The sequence below is a fragment of the Micromonospora ferruginea genome, from assembly GCF_013694245.2.
In the GTDB taxonomy this organism is placed as follows: Bacteria; Actinomycetota; Actinomycetes; order Mycobacteriales; family Micromonosporaceae; genus Micromonospora; species Micromonospora robiginosa.
This window is the reverse complement of the sequence record NZ_CP059322.2, coordinates 1699337-1713845: the sequence shown is the minus strand read 5'-3', so window position 1 is coordinate 1713845 and position 14509 is coordinate 1699337. Positions and strand designations below refer to the sequence as shown.

At 74.7% G+C, this 14509-nt stretch carries 17 protein-coding genes; 13 read left to right on the top strand and 4 right to left on the bottom strand.

Annotated elements, in window-relative coordinates; all coding sequences use genetic code 11:
- The first annotated feature begins 77 nt into the window (after positions 1 to 77).
- Positions 78 to 497 (top strand): MarR family winged helix-turn-helix transcriptional regulator, encoded by a 420-nt coding sequence (locus H1D33_RS07460; protein ID WP_181568769.1) that lies wholly within the window; start codon positions 78 to 80, stop codon positions 495 to 497.
- A gap of 51 nt (positions 498 to 548) precedes the next feature.
- On the opposite strand, the gene H1D33_RS07455 is transcribed toward H1D33_RS07460, so the two are convergent.
- Entirely contained in the window at positions 549 to 1754 is a 1206-nt protein-coding gene (locus H1D33_RS07455; RefSeq protein WP_181568770.1) for an RNA polymerase sigma factor, read from the bottom strand.
- Positions 1751 to 2101 (bottom strand): YciI family protein, encoded by a 351-nt coding sequence (locus H1D33_RS07450; protein WP_181568771.1) that lies wholly within the window; start codon positions 2099 to 2101, stop codon positions 1751 to 1753. The genes H1D33_RS07455 and H1D33_RS07450 overlap by 4 nt, the downstream gene beginning before the upstream one ends.
- A 122-nt stretch (positions 2102 to 2223) precedes the next feature.
- Here H1D33_RS07450 and H1D33_RS07445 point away from each other — a divergent pair, with 122 nt between their 5' ends.
- The 7 genes from H1D33_RS07445 to H1D33_RS07415 all read left to right on the top strand — a co-directional run bounded on the left by H1D33_RS07445 (position 2224) and on the right by H1D33_RS07415 (position 7497).
- Positions 2224 to 3540: a flavin monoamine oxidase family protein gene (locus tag H1D33_RS07445; RefSeq protein WP_181568772.1), complete on the top strand. Its 1317-nt coding sequence runs from the start codon at positions 2224 to 2226 to the stop codon at positions 3538 to 3540.
- A 122-nt stretch (positions 3541 to 3662) separates the two neighbouring features.
- Positions 3663 to 4409 (top strand): lysozyme, encoded by a 747-nt coding sequence (locus H1D33_RS07440; protein WP_181568773.1) that lies wholly within the window; start codon positions 3663 to 3665, stop codon positions 4407 to 4409.
- 70 nt (positions 4410 to 4479) lie between these two features.
- Positions 4480 to 5151: a peptidoglycan recognition protein family protein gene (locus H1D33_RS07435; protein WP_181568774.1), complete on the top strand. Its 672-nt coding sequence runs from the start codon at positions 4480 to 4482 to the stop codon at positions 5149 to 5151.
- 102 nt (positions 5152 to 5253) lie between these two features.
- A complete protein-coding gene (locus tag H1D33_RS07430; protein WP_181568775.1) occupies positions 5254 to 5619 on the top strand; it encodes an ArsR/SmtB family transcription factor in 366 nt (121 codons plus the stop codon).
- The gene (locus H1D33_RS07425; protein ID WP_181568776.1) at positions 5616 to 6254 is read left to right on the top strand and encodes an SRPBCC family protein; all 639 of its coding nucleotides are present in this window, start codon (positions 5616 to 5618) and stop codon (positions 6252 to 6254) included. Before H1D33_RS07430 ends, H1D33_RS07425 begins: the two co-directional genes overlap by 4 nt.
- Before the next feature lie 104 nt (positions 6255 to 6358).
- The gene (locus H1D33_RS07420; RefSeq protein WP_181568777.1) at positions 6359 to 6916 is read left to right on the top strand and encodes an NADAR family protein; all 558 of its coding nucleotides are present in this window, start codon (positions 6359 to 6361) and stop codon (positions 6914 to 6916) included.
- 71 nt (positions 6917 to 6987) lie between these two features.
- On the top strand, positions 6988 to 7497 hold the full coding sequence (locus H1D33_RS07415) for an NUDIX domain-containing protein (RefSeq protein ID WP_181568778.1): 510 nt from the start codon (positions 6988 to 6990) through the stop codon (positions 7495 to 7497).
- Between the two features lie 3 nt (positions 7498 to 7500).
- Here the strand turns inward: H1D33_RS07415 and H1D33_RS07410 are convergent, their stop codons facing one another.
- Entirely contained in the window at positions 7501 to 8667 is a 1167-nt protein-coding gene (locus H1D33_RS07410; protein ID WP_181572842.1) for an LLM class flavin-dependent oxidoreductase, read from the bottom strand.
- Positions 8668 to 8808: 141 nt separating this feature from the next.
- On the opposite strand from H1D33_RS07410, the gene H1D33_RS07405 reads away from it, so the two are divergent.
- From H1D33_RS07405 to H1D33_RS07385, 5 genes are read left to right on the top strand one after another with little or no spacing between them, the layout of a single operon-like run.
- Positions 8809 to 9780 (top strand): sulfonate ABC transporter substrate-binding protein, encoded by a 972-nt coding sequence (locus tag H1D33_RS07405; protein WP_181568779.1) that lies wholly within the window; start codon positions 8809 to 8811, stop codon positions 9778 to 9780.
- Positions 9777 to 10610 (top strand): ABC transporter permease, encoded by an 834-nt coding sequence (locus H1D33_RS07400; protein WP_181568780.1) that lies wholly within the window; start codon positions 9777 to 9779, stop codon positions 10608 to 10610. Before H1D33_RS07405 ends, H1D33_RS07400 begins: the two co-directional genes overlap by 4 nt.
- Positions 10583 to 11308 carry an ABC transporter ATP-binding protein gene (locus tag H1D33_RS07395; protein WP_181568781.1) on the top strand — a complete coding sequence of 242 codons (726 nt, stop codon included), beginning with the start codon at positions 10583 to 10585 and terminating at the stop codon, positions 11306 to 11308. Before H1D33_RS07400 ends, H1D33_RS07395 begins: the two co-directional genes overlap by 28 nt.
- 15 nt (positions 11309 to 11323) lie before the next feature.
- Positions 11324 to 12730: a selenium-binding protein SBP56-related protein gene (locus H1D33_RS07390; RefSeq protein ID WP_181568782.1), complete on the top strand. Its 1407-nt coding sequence runs from the start codon at positions 11324 to 11326 to the stop codon at positions 12728 to 12730.
- The gene (locus H1D33_RS07385) at positions 12727 to 13365 is read left to right on the top strand and encodes a hypothetical protein (RefSeq protein WP_181568783.1); all 639 of its coding nucleotides are present in this window, start codon (positions 12727 to 12729) and stop codon (positions 13363 to 13365) included. Before H1D33_RS07390 ends, H1D33_RS07385 begins: the two co-directional genes overlap by 4 nt.
- An 83-nt stretch (positions 13366 to 13448) precedes the next feature.
- On the opposite strand, the gene H1D33_RS07380 is transcribed toward H1D33_RS07385, so the two are convergent.
- Positions 13449 to 14453 carry an SMP-30/gluconolactonase/LRE family protein gene (locus tag H1D33_RS07380; protein WP_181568784.1) on the bottom strand — a complete coding sequence of 335 codons (1005 nt, stop codon included), beginning with the start codon at positions 14451 to 14453 and terminating at the stop codon, positions 13449 to 13451.
- Between the last annotated feature and the right edge of the window lie 56 nt (positions 14454 to 14509).

The following is a 14509-nucleotide window of genomic DNA, read 5'->3' as shown; positions in this document are numbered from 1 at the left end:
GTTCTCCTCTGTCGGGCAACAATGCTGAGGTTACCTCATCATGAGGGAACAACAGGAGATGCTGCTACCGTATTCCCGTGACCGGCAGCGACGAGGAGAGCCTGGCCGAGACGTTCTGGGCGGTGACCCGGCGACTGCGCCACCAGACCAAACGCGCGCTGGAACCGTGGGAGATCAGCCCCGGGCAGGCGCGGGCGCTGGGCGTGCTGCGGCGGCACGGGGCGCTGCGGCCCGGCACGCTCGCCGAGCACCTGCGCATCGCGCCCCGCTCGGCCACCGAGGTGGTCGACGGGCTCCAGGAGCGTGGCCTGGTCGAGCGGCGGCCCGACCCGGGCGACCGGCGGGCCACGCTCGTCGCGCCGACCGCCGAGGGCGACCGCGTCGGCGCCGCCATCCAGGCGGCCCGGGCCACCGAGGCGGAACGGTTCTTCGCCTCGCTCGACGCGGGCGACCAGGCCGAGCTGACCCGGATCCTGCGCCGGCTACGCGACGAGTAGCGCCACCCGGCCGCCCTGCCACGGCGTCGACGCAGGCAACCGGCCGTGGCGCTACCCGGTGAGCCGGTCGCGACGCCGGCGCAGGAACTCCCGCTCGGCCGCGTTGGCGGTGCCGGCGATCGCCGCGTCGTACGCGGCCCGGGCCTCCGCCGGCCGGTCGAGCCGGCGCAGCAGGTCGGCCCGGACGGCGTGCCACACGTGGTAGCCGGTCAGGTCCAGCCGGTCCACCACGGCCAGGGCGGGGGCCGGCCCGCGTACCTCAGCCAGCGCCACCGCCCGGTTCAGCGCCACTACCGGCCCCGGTGCGCGGGCCGTCAACTGGTCGTAGAGCGCGAGGATCTGGATCCAGTCGGTGCCGGCGGCGGTGGCCGCGTCGGCGTGCACCGCGTTGATCGCGGCCTGGATCTGGTACGGGCCGGGCCGGTCGCGCCGCAGGCACCGCCGCACCAGCTCCTGCCCCTCGGCGATCAGCGCCCGGTCCCACCGCGCGCGGTCCTGCTCGGGCAGCGACACCGCGACCCCGTCCGGCCCGGTCCGGGCGGCCCGGCGCGCCTCGGTGAGCAGCATCAGCGCGAGCAGGCCGAGCGCCTCCGGCTCGTCCGGCATCAGCGTCACCAGCAGCCGGCCGAGCCGGATCGCCTCGGCGCCCAACTCGGCGCGGCCCAGCTCCTCCCCCGCGCTGGCCGTGTGCCCCTCGTTGAAGATCAGGTAGACCACGGCCAGCACCCCGCGTACCCGGTCGGGCAGGTCGGCGTCGCGGGGCACCCGGTACGGAATCCCGGCGTCGCGGATCTTGGTCTTGGCCCGGACCAGGCGCTGCGCCATGGTCGACTCCGGCACCAGGAAGGCCCGGGCGATCTCGGCGGTGCTCAGGCCGCCCAGCAGGCGCAGCGTCAACGCCACCCGGGCGGCGGGACGCAGTGCCGGGTGGCAGCAGGTGAAGATCAGGCGGAGCCGGTCGTCGGGCACGGGCCCCTCCTCGGCGGGCGGGTCGGCGGCGTGCAGCAGGGCGGCCTCGGCGTGCCGGGCGGCGCGGGTGGACTCGCGGCGCAGCCGGTCGATCGCCCGGTTGCGGGCGGTGGTGACGATCCAGCCGGCCGGGCTGGGCGGCGGGCCGTCGACCGCCCAGCGCCGCACCGCGACCGCGAACGCCTCCTGGACCGCCTCCTCGGCGAGGTCGATGTCGCCGAGGAAGCGGACCAGGACGGCGACCGCGCGGCCGTACTCGGCCCGGAAGACCCGTTCGACAGCGGTCATCCCTCGCCCTGGAACGGGCGCACCTCGATCGGCAGGCCGGTGGCGCGGGCGTAACGGCGACCCCAGTCGAGCGCGGCGTCCAGGTCGGGCGCGCGGATGATCGTGACGCCGCCCAGGTACTCCTTGCCCTCGGCGAACGGCCCGTCGGTGACCAGCACCTCGTCGCCGGCCGCCCGCAGCACGGTGGCGGTCTCCGGCTCGTGCAGTCCGTCGCCGAACACCCAGCTCCCGGCCGACCGCAGGTCCCGGCCGACCGCCTCGACCTCGCGCATCACCCCGGCCAGGAACTCCGGGTCCGGCCGGTCCGCGCCGGTCGGCTGGTACATGCTGATCAGGTACTGCTTCACAGGTTCCTCCTCGTGCCCGGCGGCGGCCCGGTGCCGCCCTCCACCCTTCACACGAACGGCGGACGCCGGTTTCGACACGCCGGGCGGGCGGGATTCTCGCCGGGATCGGGGTATGCCGGCGCGTGGGCGGCGGCCGGGTGATCGTGGTGGGGGCGGGGTTCTCCGGGCTGGCCTGCGCGCTCGCCCTGGCCGAGGCCGGCGCCGAGCCGCTGGTGCTGGAGGCGCGGGACCGGGTGGGCGGCCGGACGCTGAGCCGCCCGCTGCCCGGCGGCGGGTGGCTCGACCTCGGCGCGCAGTGGATCGGCCCCACCCAGGACCGGATGTACGCGCTGGTCGCCGCGTACGGCCTGGAGACCTTTCCGTCGCCGGCGGTCGGTGCGCCGACGCGGCTGCTGGACGGGCGGCCGGCGACCGGGGAGCCGGCCGGGCTGGCCGGGCTGCTCGACACGCTGGACGAGCTGGCGGCCGGTGTCGACCCGGTCGCGCCGTGGCGGGCCACCGGGGCGGCCGAGTGGGACCGGATGACGCTGGGCGGCTGGCTCGACGCCACCGCGGGCGACCCGGTCACCGCCCGCTACGCCGGCCGGTTGCTCGCCGGTGGCCTGCTGGCCGCCTCCCCCGACGAGGTGTCGCTGTTGCAGATGCTGTTCTACCTGCGCAGCGGCGGTGGGGCCGGCTCGCTGCTGGGCATGGCCGGTGGCGCGCAGCAGGACCGGATCGTCGGCGGGCCGGCGGCGCTGGCGCAGCGGATGGCGGACGCGCTGCCGCCGGGGCGGTTACGCCTGGGCGCGCCGGTGGAGGCGATCGCGCAGGACGCCGCTGGCGTGCGGGTCCGCGCCGGCGACGAGGTGCACGCCGGCGACGCGGTGGTGGTCGCGTTGGCCCCGGCGCTGGCCGGCCGGGTCCGCTACGACCCGCCGCTGCCGGCGTTGCGCGACGGGTTGACCCAGCGGATGCCGATGGGCGCGGCGTTGAAGGTGCACGCGCGCTACCCGACGCCGTTCTGGCGCGCCGACGGCCGTTCCGGGGTGGCCACCACGGACACCGGCCCGCTGACCGAGACGGTGGACAATTCGCTGCCCGGGCTGCCGGGCGGGGTGCTCACCGGGTTCAGCTACGGCGCGCAGGCCCGGGCGCTGCGCCGGTTGCCGGACGCCGCGCGCCGCGCCGCGCTGTGCGACGCGCTGGTCGCGCTCTTCGGCCCGGCCGCCGCCGAGCCGGCGGAGCTGATCGAGTACGACTGGTCGGCCGACCCGTGGACCCGCGGCTGCTTCTGCGGCCTGCTCACCCCCGGCTCGTGGTGCGACTACGGCCCCGAGCTGCGGGCGCCGGTGGGCCGGGTGCACTGGGCCGGGACGGAGACCGCGACCCGGTGGAGCGGCTACCTGGAGGGCGCGGTGACCGCCGGCGAGCGCGCCGCCGCCGAGGTGCTCGACTGAGTCACATCCAAAGAAAATCTTCGATACGTCTATTGAAAAGTTTCTCCGTCGTGTGACCTAATGTTGACAGTTCCTTTCGTCCAACTCCCGCCGCCCCGAGCGGCAACCCCCCGGGAGGAAAGATGCACCGTCTCCTGCGCACAGCGCTGCGCGCCACCGGCGCCGCCGTGCTCGCCACCGTCACCGCCGCCGCGACCGCCCTGGTCGGCGCGGCCCCCGCCCACGCCGCCCCGGCCGGCCTGCCCGGCATGGACGTCTCCAGCTACCAGGGCAACGTGAACTGGTCCACCGCCTGGGCCAACGGCGCCCGGTTCGCCTACGTCAAGGCGACCGAGGGCACCTACTACACCAACGCGTACTTCGCCCAGCAGTACAACGGCTCGTACAACGTCGGGATGATCCGCGGGGCGTACCACTTCGCCCGGCCGGACACCACGACCGGCGCCACCCAGGCCAACTACTTCGTCGACCACGGCGGCGGCTGGTCGAGGGACGGCAGGACGCTGCCCGGCGCGCTCGACATCGAGTACAACCCGTACGGCGCCACCTGCTACGGGCTGAGCCAGGCGTCGATGCGGAGCTGGATCGCCTCGTTCGTCAACCAGTACTACGCCCGCACCGGCCGGTGGGCCACCATCTACACCACCACCGACTGGTGGAGCACCTGCACCGGCAACACCTCACAGTTCGCCGCCAACAACCCACTGTGGATCGCGCGCTACTCCAGCAGCGTCGGCACGTTGCCGGCCGGCTGGGGCACGTACTCCTTCTGGCAGTGGTCCTCCTCCGGCACCTTCCCCGGCGACCAGAACGTCTGGAACGGCACCCTGGACCGGCTCCGGGTGCTGGCCTGCAACGGCACCTGCTGACCCGGCGACGGCGGGACGGGCCGCGACGGTCCGTCCCGCCACCGCGTTCCGTACCGACGAGGAGGCCCCGATGTCCGTTCCTCTCCCCCGGCGGGCCGTGCTGCGCGGCGCGGTCCTGCTCGGCGCCGCGGCCGGCGCCGGCGCGCTGACCCAGGTCGGCGCCGGCGACGCGCGGGCCGCCGCGGCCCGGGTCGACCAGCCGACCATCGCCAACTGCGCGACCTGGGCCGCCCGGCCGCCCTCGTCGCCGGTCAGCGTGGTGCAGAGCCGACCCAACAAGATCATCATTCATCACACGGCGTTCCCGAACACCACCGACTACAGCCTCGCCCAGGCCTACCGGAACTCCCGCGACATCCAGAACCTGCACATGGACTCCAACGGCTGGCTCGACTCCGGGCAGCACTTCACCAACAGCCGGGGCGGCTACCTGACCGAGGGCCGGCACGGCAGCCTCTACGGGCTGCTGCACGGGCAGAGCATGGTGCAGGGCGCGCACTGCGTCGGGCAGAACAGCCAGGCCATCGGCATCGAGAACGACGGCATCTACCTCGACGTGCAGCCGCCGCAGGCGCTGTGGGACAGCCTGGTCTGGTTCTGCGCGTTCACCTGCCAGCAGTACGGCATCGCGCCCACCGAGATCTACGGGCACAAGGACTTCAACTCCACCCAGTGCCCCGGCCTGCTGCACGACCGCCTGCCGGAGCTGCGCCGCACCGTCGCCGCCCGCCTCGGCGCCTGAGGTGTAAGGCGGGGCCCCTTGTTAACGCATTCGGTAGAGGAAGGGGCCCTGCTTAACACTACAGCGCTCGCTTATATAAGCGCAGCATGATACAAAGGGGTCGTGCACGCCTTCGACGTCCTCGGCGACCCGGTCCGACGGCGGATCCTGGAGCTGCTCGCCGACGGCGAGCAGCCGGCCGGCGCGCTCGGCGAGACCGTGCGGCGCGAGTTCGGCATCAGCCAGCCCGCCGTCTCCCAGCACCTCAAGGTGCTGCGCGAACACGGCTTCACCACCGTGCGCGCCGAGGGCACCCGCCGGCTCTACGCGGTCGACCCCGGCCCGCTGCGCGAGATCGACGCGTGGCTGGCCGGCTTCCGCCGCTTCTGGGCGCCGCCGCTGGCCGCGCTCGCCACCGAGCTGGCCCGGGGCCGCCGCGAACGGAGGCTGCGCGAGAACGACCCCGACGACGAGAGGACCAACCCATGATCGACGTGACCGGCCAGATCAGCGCCGTCGAGCGCCGGATCGGCGACCGTACGCTGCCCGCCGGGCAGGCGCGGGTGCTGACCATCAGCCAGACGTACGACGCGCCGGTGGACGACGTCTTCGACGCCTGCACCAACCCGGAGCGGATCCCGCGCTGGTTCCTGCCGGTCTCCGGCGACCTGGGCGTCGGCGGCCGGTACCGGCTGGAGGGCAACGCCGAGGGCACCGTGCAGCGGTGCGATCCGCCGCACGGCTTCGCCGCCACCTGGGAGTTCGGCGGCGAGGTGAGCTGGATCGAGGTACGGCTGAGCGACGCCGGCGCCGGACGTACCCGCTTCGAGCTGGAGCACGTCGCACACGTCGACGACCAGCGGTGGGCCGAGTACGGGCCGGGCGCGGTCGGCATCGGCTGGGACCTCGCGCTTCTCGGTCTCGCCTCGCACTTCGGCGCCGCCGGCGAGGGCGTGGACCCGGCTTCGGCAGCCGAGTGGATGGGCTCCGACGAGGGCCGCCGGTTCGTCACCGAGTCCGGTGACCGTTGGACGGCGGCCAGCGTGAGCGCCGGCACCCCCGCCGACCAGGCCCGCGCCGCCGGCGAGCGGGTAGCCGCCTTCTACACCGGCGCCGAGGTGTAAGGCGGGGCCCCTGCTTAACGCATTCGGTAGAGGAAGGGGCCCCGCCTAACCGCCGAGCCGAGGCGCCGGGGCGCCGGCGGGGTGGGGGTGGGCAGAATGCTGGTGTGCTGATCCGATCCGTCGCCGACCTGACCGCCGCCCTCGACTCCGGCGCCACCGTCACATACCTACGCTTCTGGGGTCATCAGCCGCAGCGGGACGGCAGCGTCGGCGCCGGCTGCCTGAGCCAGTGGTGGCCGGCGCCGTTCACCGTGGACGGTCGGGAGTTCGCCACCGCCGAGCACTGGATGATGTGGCACAAGGCCGCCCTCTTCGGCGACCACGCGATCGCCGAGCGGGTGCTCACCGCGTCGCATCCGCACCGGGCGAAGGCGCTCGGGCGGCGGGTGCGCGGCTTCGACGAGGCGGTCTGGACGGCTCGCCGCTGGGACGTCGTGGTGGCCGGCAACGTGGCCAAGTTCGGCCAGCACGAGCCATTGCGGCGGTTCCTGCTCGACACCGGCGACCGGGTGCTGGTGGAGGCGAGCCCGACGGACCGCATCTGGGGCATCGGCCTGACCGCCGACGATCCGCGCGCCGCCGCCCCGGGGACGTGGCGGGGCGAGAACCTGCTCGGCTTCGCCCTGATGGAGGCACGCGCCCAGGTGGCGGGCCGGCCGTGACGGGCGCCCGCGCCCGGCCGGCACGCCCTCGAGCGACGACGGTCCGAGGTTGGGCGGGTAACGTGCGCGGCGTGACCGCGTACTCGCACTGCTCCTTCTGTGGCGCGGCCTACCCGGCGGGCGCCGGGTGGCCGCGGGTCTGCCCGGCCTGCGGCGAGACGGTGTGGCGCAATCCGCTGCCCGTCGCGGTGGCGGTGCTGCCGGTCCGCACACCCGAGGGCCTCGGCGTGGTGGCCGTCCGCCGCGACATCGAGCCGGCCCGCGGCGAGCTGGCGCTGCCGGGCGGCTTCGTCGAGTACGGCGAGGAGTGGTCCGAGGCGCTGGTGCGGGAGCTGCGGGAGGAGACCGGGCTGCACGCCGAGGCCGGCGAGGCGCGACTGTTCGCGGTGCACGGCGCGCCGGCCGGCGGCACCATGATGGTCTTCGGTGTGCTGCCCGAGCGGCCGGCCGGTGACCTGCCGCCGTCCGCGCCGACCGAGGAGGCCACCGAGTGGCTGGTGCTCACCGAGCCGGTCGAGCTGGCGTTCTCCACGCACACCCGGGTGCTGGCCGACTTCCTGGCCGGGCAACACCCGGTCTGATCGTCAGCCTCGGGCCGGCATCGGCTGGGGGGAGAACGGCACTGCGGCCGGCGCCTCGGTGGCCGGCTCGCCGGCCGGGTGCCGCCACAGCCCGCGCCGGCGAAGGATCGGCAGCACCCCCTCGCCGAACCAGTACGCCTCCTCCAGGTGCGGGTGCCCGGAGAGGATGAACTCGTCGATGCCGAGCGCGTGGTATTCGGCGATGCGGTCGGCGACCTCGGTGTGGCTGCCGACCAGCGCGGTGCCGGCGCCGCCGCGCACCAGGCCCACCCCGGCCCACAGGTTGGGCGCGATCTCCAGGCTGTCGCGGGAGCCGCCGTGCAGGTCCAGCATCCGCCGCTGCCCCTCGGACTCGCTGCGCCGCAGCCCCTCCTGGACGGCGCGGATGTCGTCGGAGGCGATGCCGTCGAGCAGTTTGCGGGCCTGCGCCCATGCCTCGTCGGCGGTGTCCCGGCTGATCACGTGCAGCCGGATGCCGTAGCGCACCTCGCGGCCGGCCGCGCCGGCCAGCCCGCGGATCCAGTCCAGCTTGCCGGCGACCTGTGCGGGCGGCTCGCCCCAGGTCAGGTAGACGTCGCTGTGCCGGGCGGCGACCGGGCCGGCGGCGGCGGACGACCCGCCGAAGTAGATCGGCGGCACCGGATCGGGCACCCGGCCCAGCCGGGCGCCCTCCACCCGGACGTGGGCGCCGTCGTGGTCGACCGTCTCGCCGCGCCACAGCGCGCGCACCACGTGCAGGAACTCGTCGGTACGCGTGTAGCGGGCGTCCTTGTCGAGGAAGTCGCCGTACGCCCGCTGCTCGGTGGACTCGCCGCCGGTGACCACGTTGAGCAGCAGCCGGCCGCCGGAGAGGCGCTGGAAGGTGGAGGCCATCTGCGCGGCGAGCGTGGGTGAGAGCAGGCCGGGCCGGAACGCGACGAGGAACTTCAGCCGCTCGGTCGCCTCGGCGAGCATGGCGGTGGCCAGCCAGGCGTCTTCGCACCAGGCGCCGGTGGGGGTGAGCGCGCCGGCGAAGCCGAGCTGTTCGGCGCTGCGGGCGATCTGGCCGAGGTAGGCGACGCTTGCCGGGCGGGCCCCGCCCGCGGTGCCGACCGGCACGCCGTGTCCGCCGCCCACGATGGCCCGACTGTCGCCGTAGGTCGGCAGGAACCAGTGGAAGGTGAGCGACATGGTGGCCTCCGGCGGGGATCGGGCGGGCATCTCCTGAGGGGTGGGACGACCGCGCCGACAGACTACCCATAAATCCTATCGGGTTGGTAGGTTGCTGACGCCCGCCGATGGCCGGGTCATCCCCCTCCCCGAGGAGTCGCCATGCGTACCCCGTCGAGACCCCGCCGCCGCCGGGTGAGCGCGTTGCTCGCCGCGCTCGCGCTGCTCGCCGCCACCACGCTGGCGGCCTGCGGCGGCGAGCCGGCCGGCGCCCGCGGCGACGACGCCCCGCTGCGGGTCGGCTACCAACGCTTCGGCGGCCTCAGCCTGGTCAAGGCGCGTGGCGCCGCGAAGAACGTCACCTGGTCGCTGTTCGAGAGCGGCCCGGCGCTGACCGAGGCGCTCAAGGCCGGCTCCATCGACATCGGGCAGACCGGGGAGGCGCCACCCGTCTTCGCCGCCGCCGGGAAGATTCCGTTCTCCGTGATCGGCACCTCCGAGCCCATCCCGCAGGGCGAGGCGGTGCTGGTGAAGGCGGACAGCCCGTACCGCAGCTTCGCCGACCTGCGCGGGAAGACGGTCGCGCTGAACAAGGGCTCCAACGTGCACTGGCTGCTGGTGAAGCTGCTGGAGGCCAACAAGATGACGCTGGCCGACGTCAACGTCAAGTACCTCAAGCCGGCCGAGGGGCGGCCCGCGTTCGACAACGGGCAGGTCGACGCGTGGATCATCTGGGATCCCTACTTCGCGCTTGCCGAGCGGCCCGACGTGCGGGTACTCGCCGACGCCACCGGCCTGGCCGGCAACCGCGAGTACGTGCTGGCCGCGCCGGACGCGGTGAAGAACCGGACCGACCACGTACGCGCCTTCCTGGACACCTACCGGCAGACCACCGACTGGGGCATCGCCCACCCGGACGAGCGGGCCGCTGTCCTCGCCCCGGAGCTGAAGATCCCGCTGGACGTGACCACCCGGGCGCTGGCCCGCAGCGCCAAGCCACTTGCCCCGGTCACCCCGGAGATCGGCACGGAGTTGCAGGCCATCGCGGACAGCTTCGTGGAGTTGAAGCTGGTCCCCGGGCCGGTGGACATCGCCGGTCGGGTGGACGGCCGGTTCGGCGAGGCGTTCCGGTGAGCGGCCCGGCGCTGGCCGAGGCGCCGGCGCCGGTCGTACCCCGGCCGGCGCCGCGACGACCGCGGGCCGCGACCGCCTGGCGGTGGCGGCGGGTGGTCAGCCCGGTGGCACTGGTGCTGGCCTGGGAGGCCGCCGCGCGGGCCGGTCTGCTCTCGCCGGAGAAGTTGCCGGCGCCGAGCACGGTGCTCGCCACCGGCTGGCGGCTGGCCCGCGACGGCACGCTCGGCGTCCACCTGCTCGACTCGCTCACCCGCGCGGCGCTCGGCCTGCTCATCGGCGGCGGCCTGGCGCTGGCGCTCGGCGCCGCCGCCGGGCTGCTGCGCCTCGGCGACGACCTGGTCGACCCACCGGTGCAGGCGGCCCGGATGCTGCCGCACCTGGGCCTGGTCCCGCTGCTCATCATCTGGGTCGGCATCGGCGAGTCGCTGAAGGTCACCCTGGTCGCGCTCGGCGCGTTCTTCCCGATCTACTTCAACCTGTACGCCGGCATCCGCGACATCGACGAGCGGCTGGTGGAGGCGGCCCGCACCTGCGGCCTCGGCCCGGGCGCGCGGCTGCGGCACGTGGTGCTGCCCGGCGCGCTGCCCGCCCTCTTCCTCGGGCTACGGCTGGCCATCGGCGCGGCCTGGCTCAGCCTGGTCGTCGGCGAGCAGGTCAACGCCCAGACCGGCGTCGGCTTCCTGATGATGGAGGCGCGCGAGTTCAGCCAGACCGACGTGGTGGTGCTCGGCCTGGTCATCTACGCGCTGCTGGGACTCGCCTCCGACCTGGCCCTGCGGTACGCGGAGAGGAGGACGCTGACATGGCGACGCGGGCTGCGCGCGACCTGACCACGCCGGTGCTCACCGCCCGCGCGGTGACCCGGTCCTTCGGCCCCACCGAGGTGCTGGCCGGCGTGGACCTGACCGTCGCCGCCGGGGAGACGGTGGCGTTGCTCGGCGGCAGCGGCTCCGGCAAGAGCACGCTGCTGCGCGTGCTCGCCGGGCTGGACGACGCCGCCGACGGCGCCTGGACGGTGCACGGCACCGCCGCGGTGGTGTTCCAGGAACACCGGCTGCTGCCGTGGAAGCGGGCGGCCGACAACGTCGCGCTCGGTCTCGGCGGCCCGGACGTCAGCGCCCGGGTCGCCCGCGCGCTGGCCGAGGTGGGGCTCGCCGACCGGGGCCGGGCCTGGCCCGCGGAACTCTCCGGCGGGCAGGCGCAGCGGGTCGCGGTGGCCCGGGCGCTGGTCCGCGAGCCGGATCTGCTGCTCCTGGACGAGCCGTTCGGCGCGCTGGACGCGCTGACCCGGCTGCGCATGCAGGGGCTGCTGCGTCGGCTGCGCACCCAGCACGGCTTCGCCGCGCTGCTGGTCACCCACGACGTGGAGGAGGCGCTGCTGCTCGCCGACCGCGTCCTGCTGCTCGACGGCGGCATCATCGCGGAGGAGATCCCGGTCCACCTCGGCCCGACCCGCAGCCCCGACGAGCCGGCCTTCGGCGCGCTGCGCCGCCGGCTGCTCGACCGCCTCGGCGTGCCCACCGCCTGAACCCAGGGAGACCCGATGACCCGCTGGACCCCCGACCCGTCCTTCTATCCCTCCCCCGCGTCGGCCGCCGCCGCACCGGCCGAGAAGCCGGCCTACGTGGCCGCGTTCGACCGCGCCGGGCAGCAACCGGACGCCATCGCGGTGCTGGACACCGACCCGGACTCCGAGGAGTACGGCCGGGTGGTGGGCTGGACCGAGCTGCCGCACACCGGCGACGAGGTGCACCACTTCGGGTGGAACGCGTGCAGCAGCGCGCTCTGCCCGACCGCGCCGCACCCGCACGTGGAACGCCGCTACCTGATCGTGCCCGGGCTGCGCTCGTCCCGGATCCACGTGCTGGACACCAAGACCGACCCGCGCCGCCCCGAACTGGTCAAGGTGATCGGCCCGGAGGAGTTGGGCAAGCGGGCCGGCTACTCCCGCCCGCACACCGTGCACTGCGGGCCGGACGGCATCTACGTCTCCGCGCTCGGCGGCGCCGACGGCCAGGAGGGCCCCGGCGGCATCGCCGTGCTCGACCACACCACCTTCGAGGTACGCGGGGCGTGGGAGGCCGACCGGGGACCGCAGTTCCTGGCGTACGACTTCTGGTGGCACTACACGCAGGACGTGCTGGTCACCAGCGAGTGGGGCACACCCTCGATGATCGAGGACGGCATCGTCGGCGAGCTGCTGCTGGGCCGCCGCTACGGGCACGCGATCCACTTCTGGGATCTGGCGAAGCGCCGGCACGTGCAGCGCGTCGACCTCGGCGACCAGCACCAGATGGCGCTGGAGCTGCGCCCCGCGCACGACCCGACGAAGTCGTACGGCTTCGTCGGCGTGGTGATCAGCGTCGAGGACCTGTCCGCCTCGGTGTGGCTGTGGCACCGCGACGGCGACGCCTGGGCGGTGACCAAGGTGATCGACATCCCGGCCGAGCCGGCGGACCCGGCCGACCTGCCGGAGCTGCTCAAGCCGTTCGGCGCGGTGCCGCCACTGGTCACCGACATCGACCTGTCGGTGGACGACCGGTTCCTGCACGTCTCCTGCTGGGGCACCGGCGAACTGATCCGCTACGACGTCAGTGACCCGTTCCACCCGGTCCGGGTCGGCTCGGTGCGCCTCGGCGGCATCGTGCACCGCACCCCGCACCCGGCGTTCCCCGACGAGCCGCTCGCCGGCGGCCCGCAGATGGTGGAGATCAGCCGCGACGGCCGCCGCGTCTACGTCAGCAACTCGCTCTACGGCGCCTGGGACGACCAGTTCTATCCCGACGGGGTGGGCGCCTGGGTGGCGAAGCTCGACGTCGACCCGGAGCACGGCGGCCTCGTCCCGGACCCGCGCTTCTTCCCGCGCGGCGACGAGTTCCGCGGCCGGCGGGTGCACCAGACCCGGTTGCAGGGCGGCGACGCCTCGTCCGACTCGTATTGCTTCCCGTGACCGGTGCGACCTGGGCGGCGCTGGCCGGCCTCGGCGCGTTCCACGGCCTGAACCCGGCGATGGGCTGGCTGTTCGCGGTGGCCCGAGGGCTGCAGGAGCGCCGCCGGGCGGCGCTCCTGGCCGCGCTGCCGCCGATCGCGGCCGGCCACCTGGCCTCGGTGGCGGTGGTCGCTGCGCTGGTCAGCGCGACCCGCTCGGCGACCGCCGGCACCGTGGTTGCGGTGACCGGCGGGCTGGTGCTGGTCGGGTTCGGGCTGTGGCGGCTGCTGTCCGAGCGGCACTTCCGCTGGGCCGGGATGCGACTGTCGGCGGCCCAGCTCACCGCCTGGTCGTTCCTGATGTCGGCGGCGCACGGCGCGGGCCTGATGCTGCTGCCGGTGCTGCTCGCCGAGCCGGCGGTCGGCGGCGGGCCGCACGCCGGGCACTTGGCCGCCGCGCCCGCCGGCGCGCTGACCGGGTTGGCCGCGGCGGCCGTGCACACCGCCGCCATGCTCGGCGTCGCGCTGGTCGTGGCGCTGCTGGTGTACGAGGTGCTCGGCGTCGGGGTGCTGCGCCGGGCCTGGTTCAACGTGGACCGGCTCTGGGCCGGCGTGCTGGTGGCGGCCGGCGTGGTGACGCTGCTCGGCGCCACCTGAGGCGTCGGCAAGGCCGCTCCCGTGGTGTTCGGATCGCCCGTCACCGTCATCCGACGGCGGCGGGCGATCCGAGAGGGGCCGGGTCAACGGGCCGGCAGGCTGGCCAGCGTCAGATTGGGGTCGACGCCCGTGGTGTACGCGGCACTGAGCACGTAGAGGGTGCGGCCGCGCACGGCCACCGAGGTCGGGTTCTGCAGCCCGTCGGCGGCGGTCAGCAGCGTCCGGGAGCGACCGGACGCGTCGATGCCCACCACCGTGTTCGGCCCGTCCAGGGCGGCGATGACCTGGTGCTCACCGGCGCCGACGAACGTGAAGTCGTCGATGCCGACCAGACCGGTGGCCGCCACCCGGACGGGCCCGGGCCGGCCGTGCCGCACCGGGACACGCAGCAGCGTGCCCTGGTCGAGGTTGGTCGCCCACACCGCGCCGTCGCGCACCTTGATGCCGTTGGCGCCGAGGAAACCTGTCGCGGCAAGTTCCGGGGCCGCCGACCAGACCTCGACCCGGCCGCCGTGCAGGGGGACGGTCGAGATCGTGCCGAGCACCGAGTCGGTGAGGTAGAACCTCCGCGCCGCCGCGTCGAACGCCAGGCCGTTGGGAAGTCCGGCGGCCGGCAGGGCCGCGATGCGCTGCGGGGTCCCGCCGGGGCGTAGCCGGTACAGCCCGGTGGAGGCGGCGTCGCCGCTGGCGTACAGGAAATAGAGGGTGCCGTCGGTCATCCGGACGATGCCGGTGGTCAGCGCGAATGCGAGCACCGGCGTGTGGACGCCGCCGTCGGCCGGGGCCGGCAGCGTGGCCAGGATCCGCGTCCCGCCGGACGGGGTGACCGCGGCGACCTGTCGGGAGGCCGCGAACGTGACGTAGGCCGTGCCGTCCGGGTCGAGGGCGACGTTCTCCGGCATCTGCCCCTCGGTCAGGTCGAAGTGGACCGCGATCCGCGACGGCACCGGCGAGGCGGACGGTCGGGCCGCCCCCATGGTCGGGGCCCGTCCGGGTGCGGCCGGCGCCCCGCTCGACGGGGCGACGGTCACCACGCCCATCCCCGCCGCGGCGAGCGCGACGGCGAGGGTCGTCATTCTCTTGCGCATTCTTGTCTCCTGATCAGATTCCTGTTGATGGGCGCGACGGATCCGGCGCTCCTTTC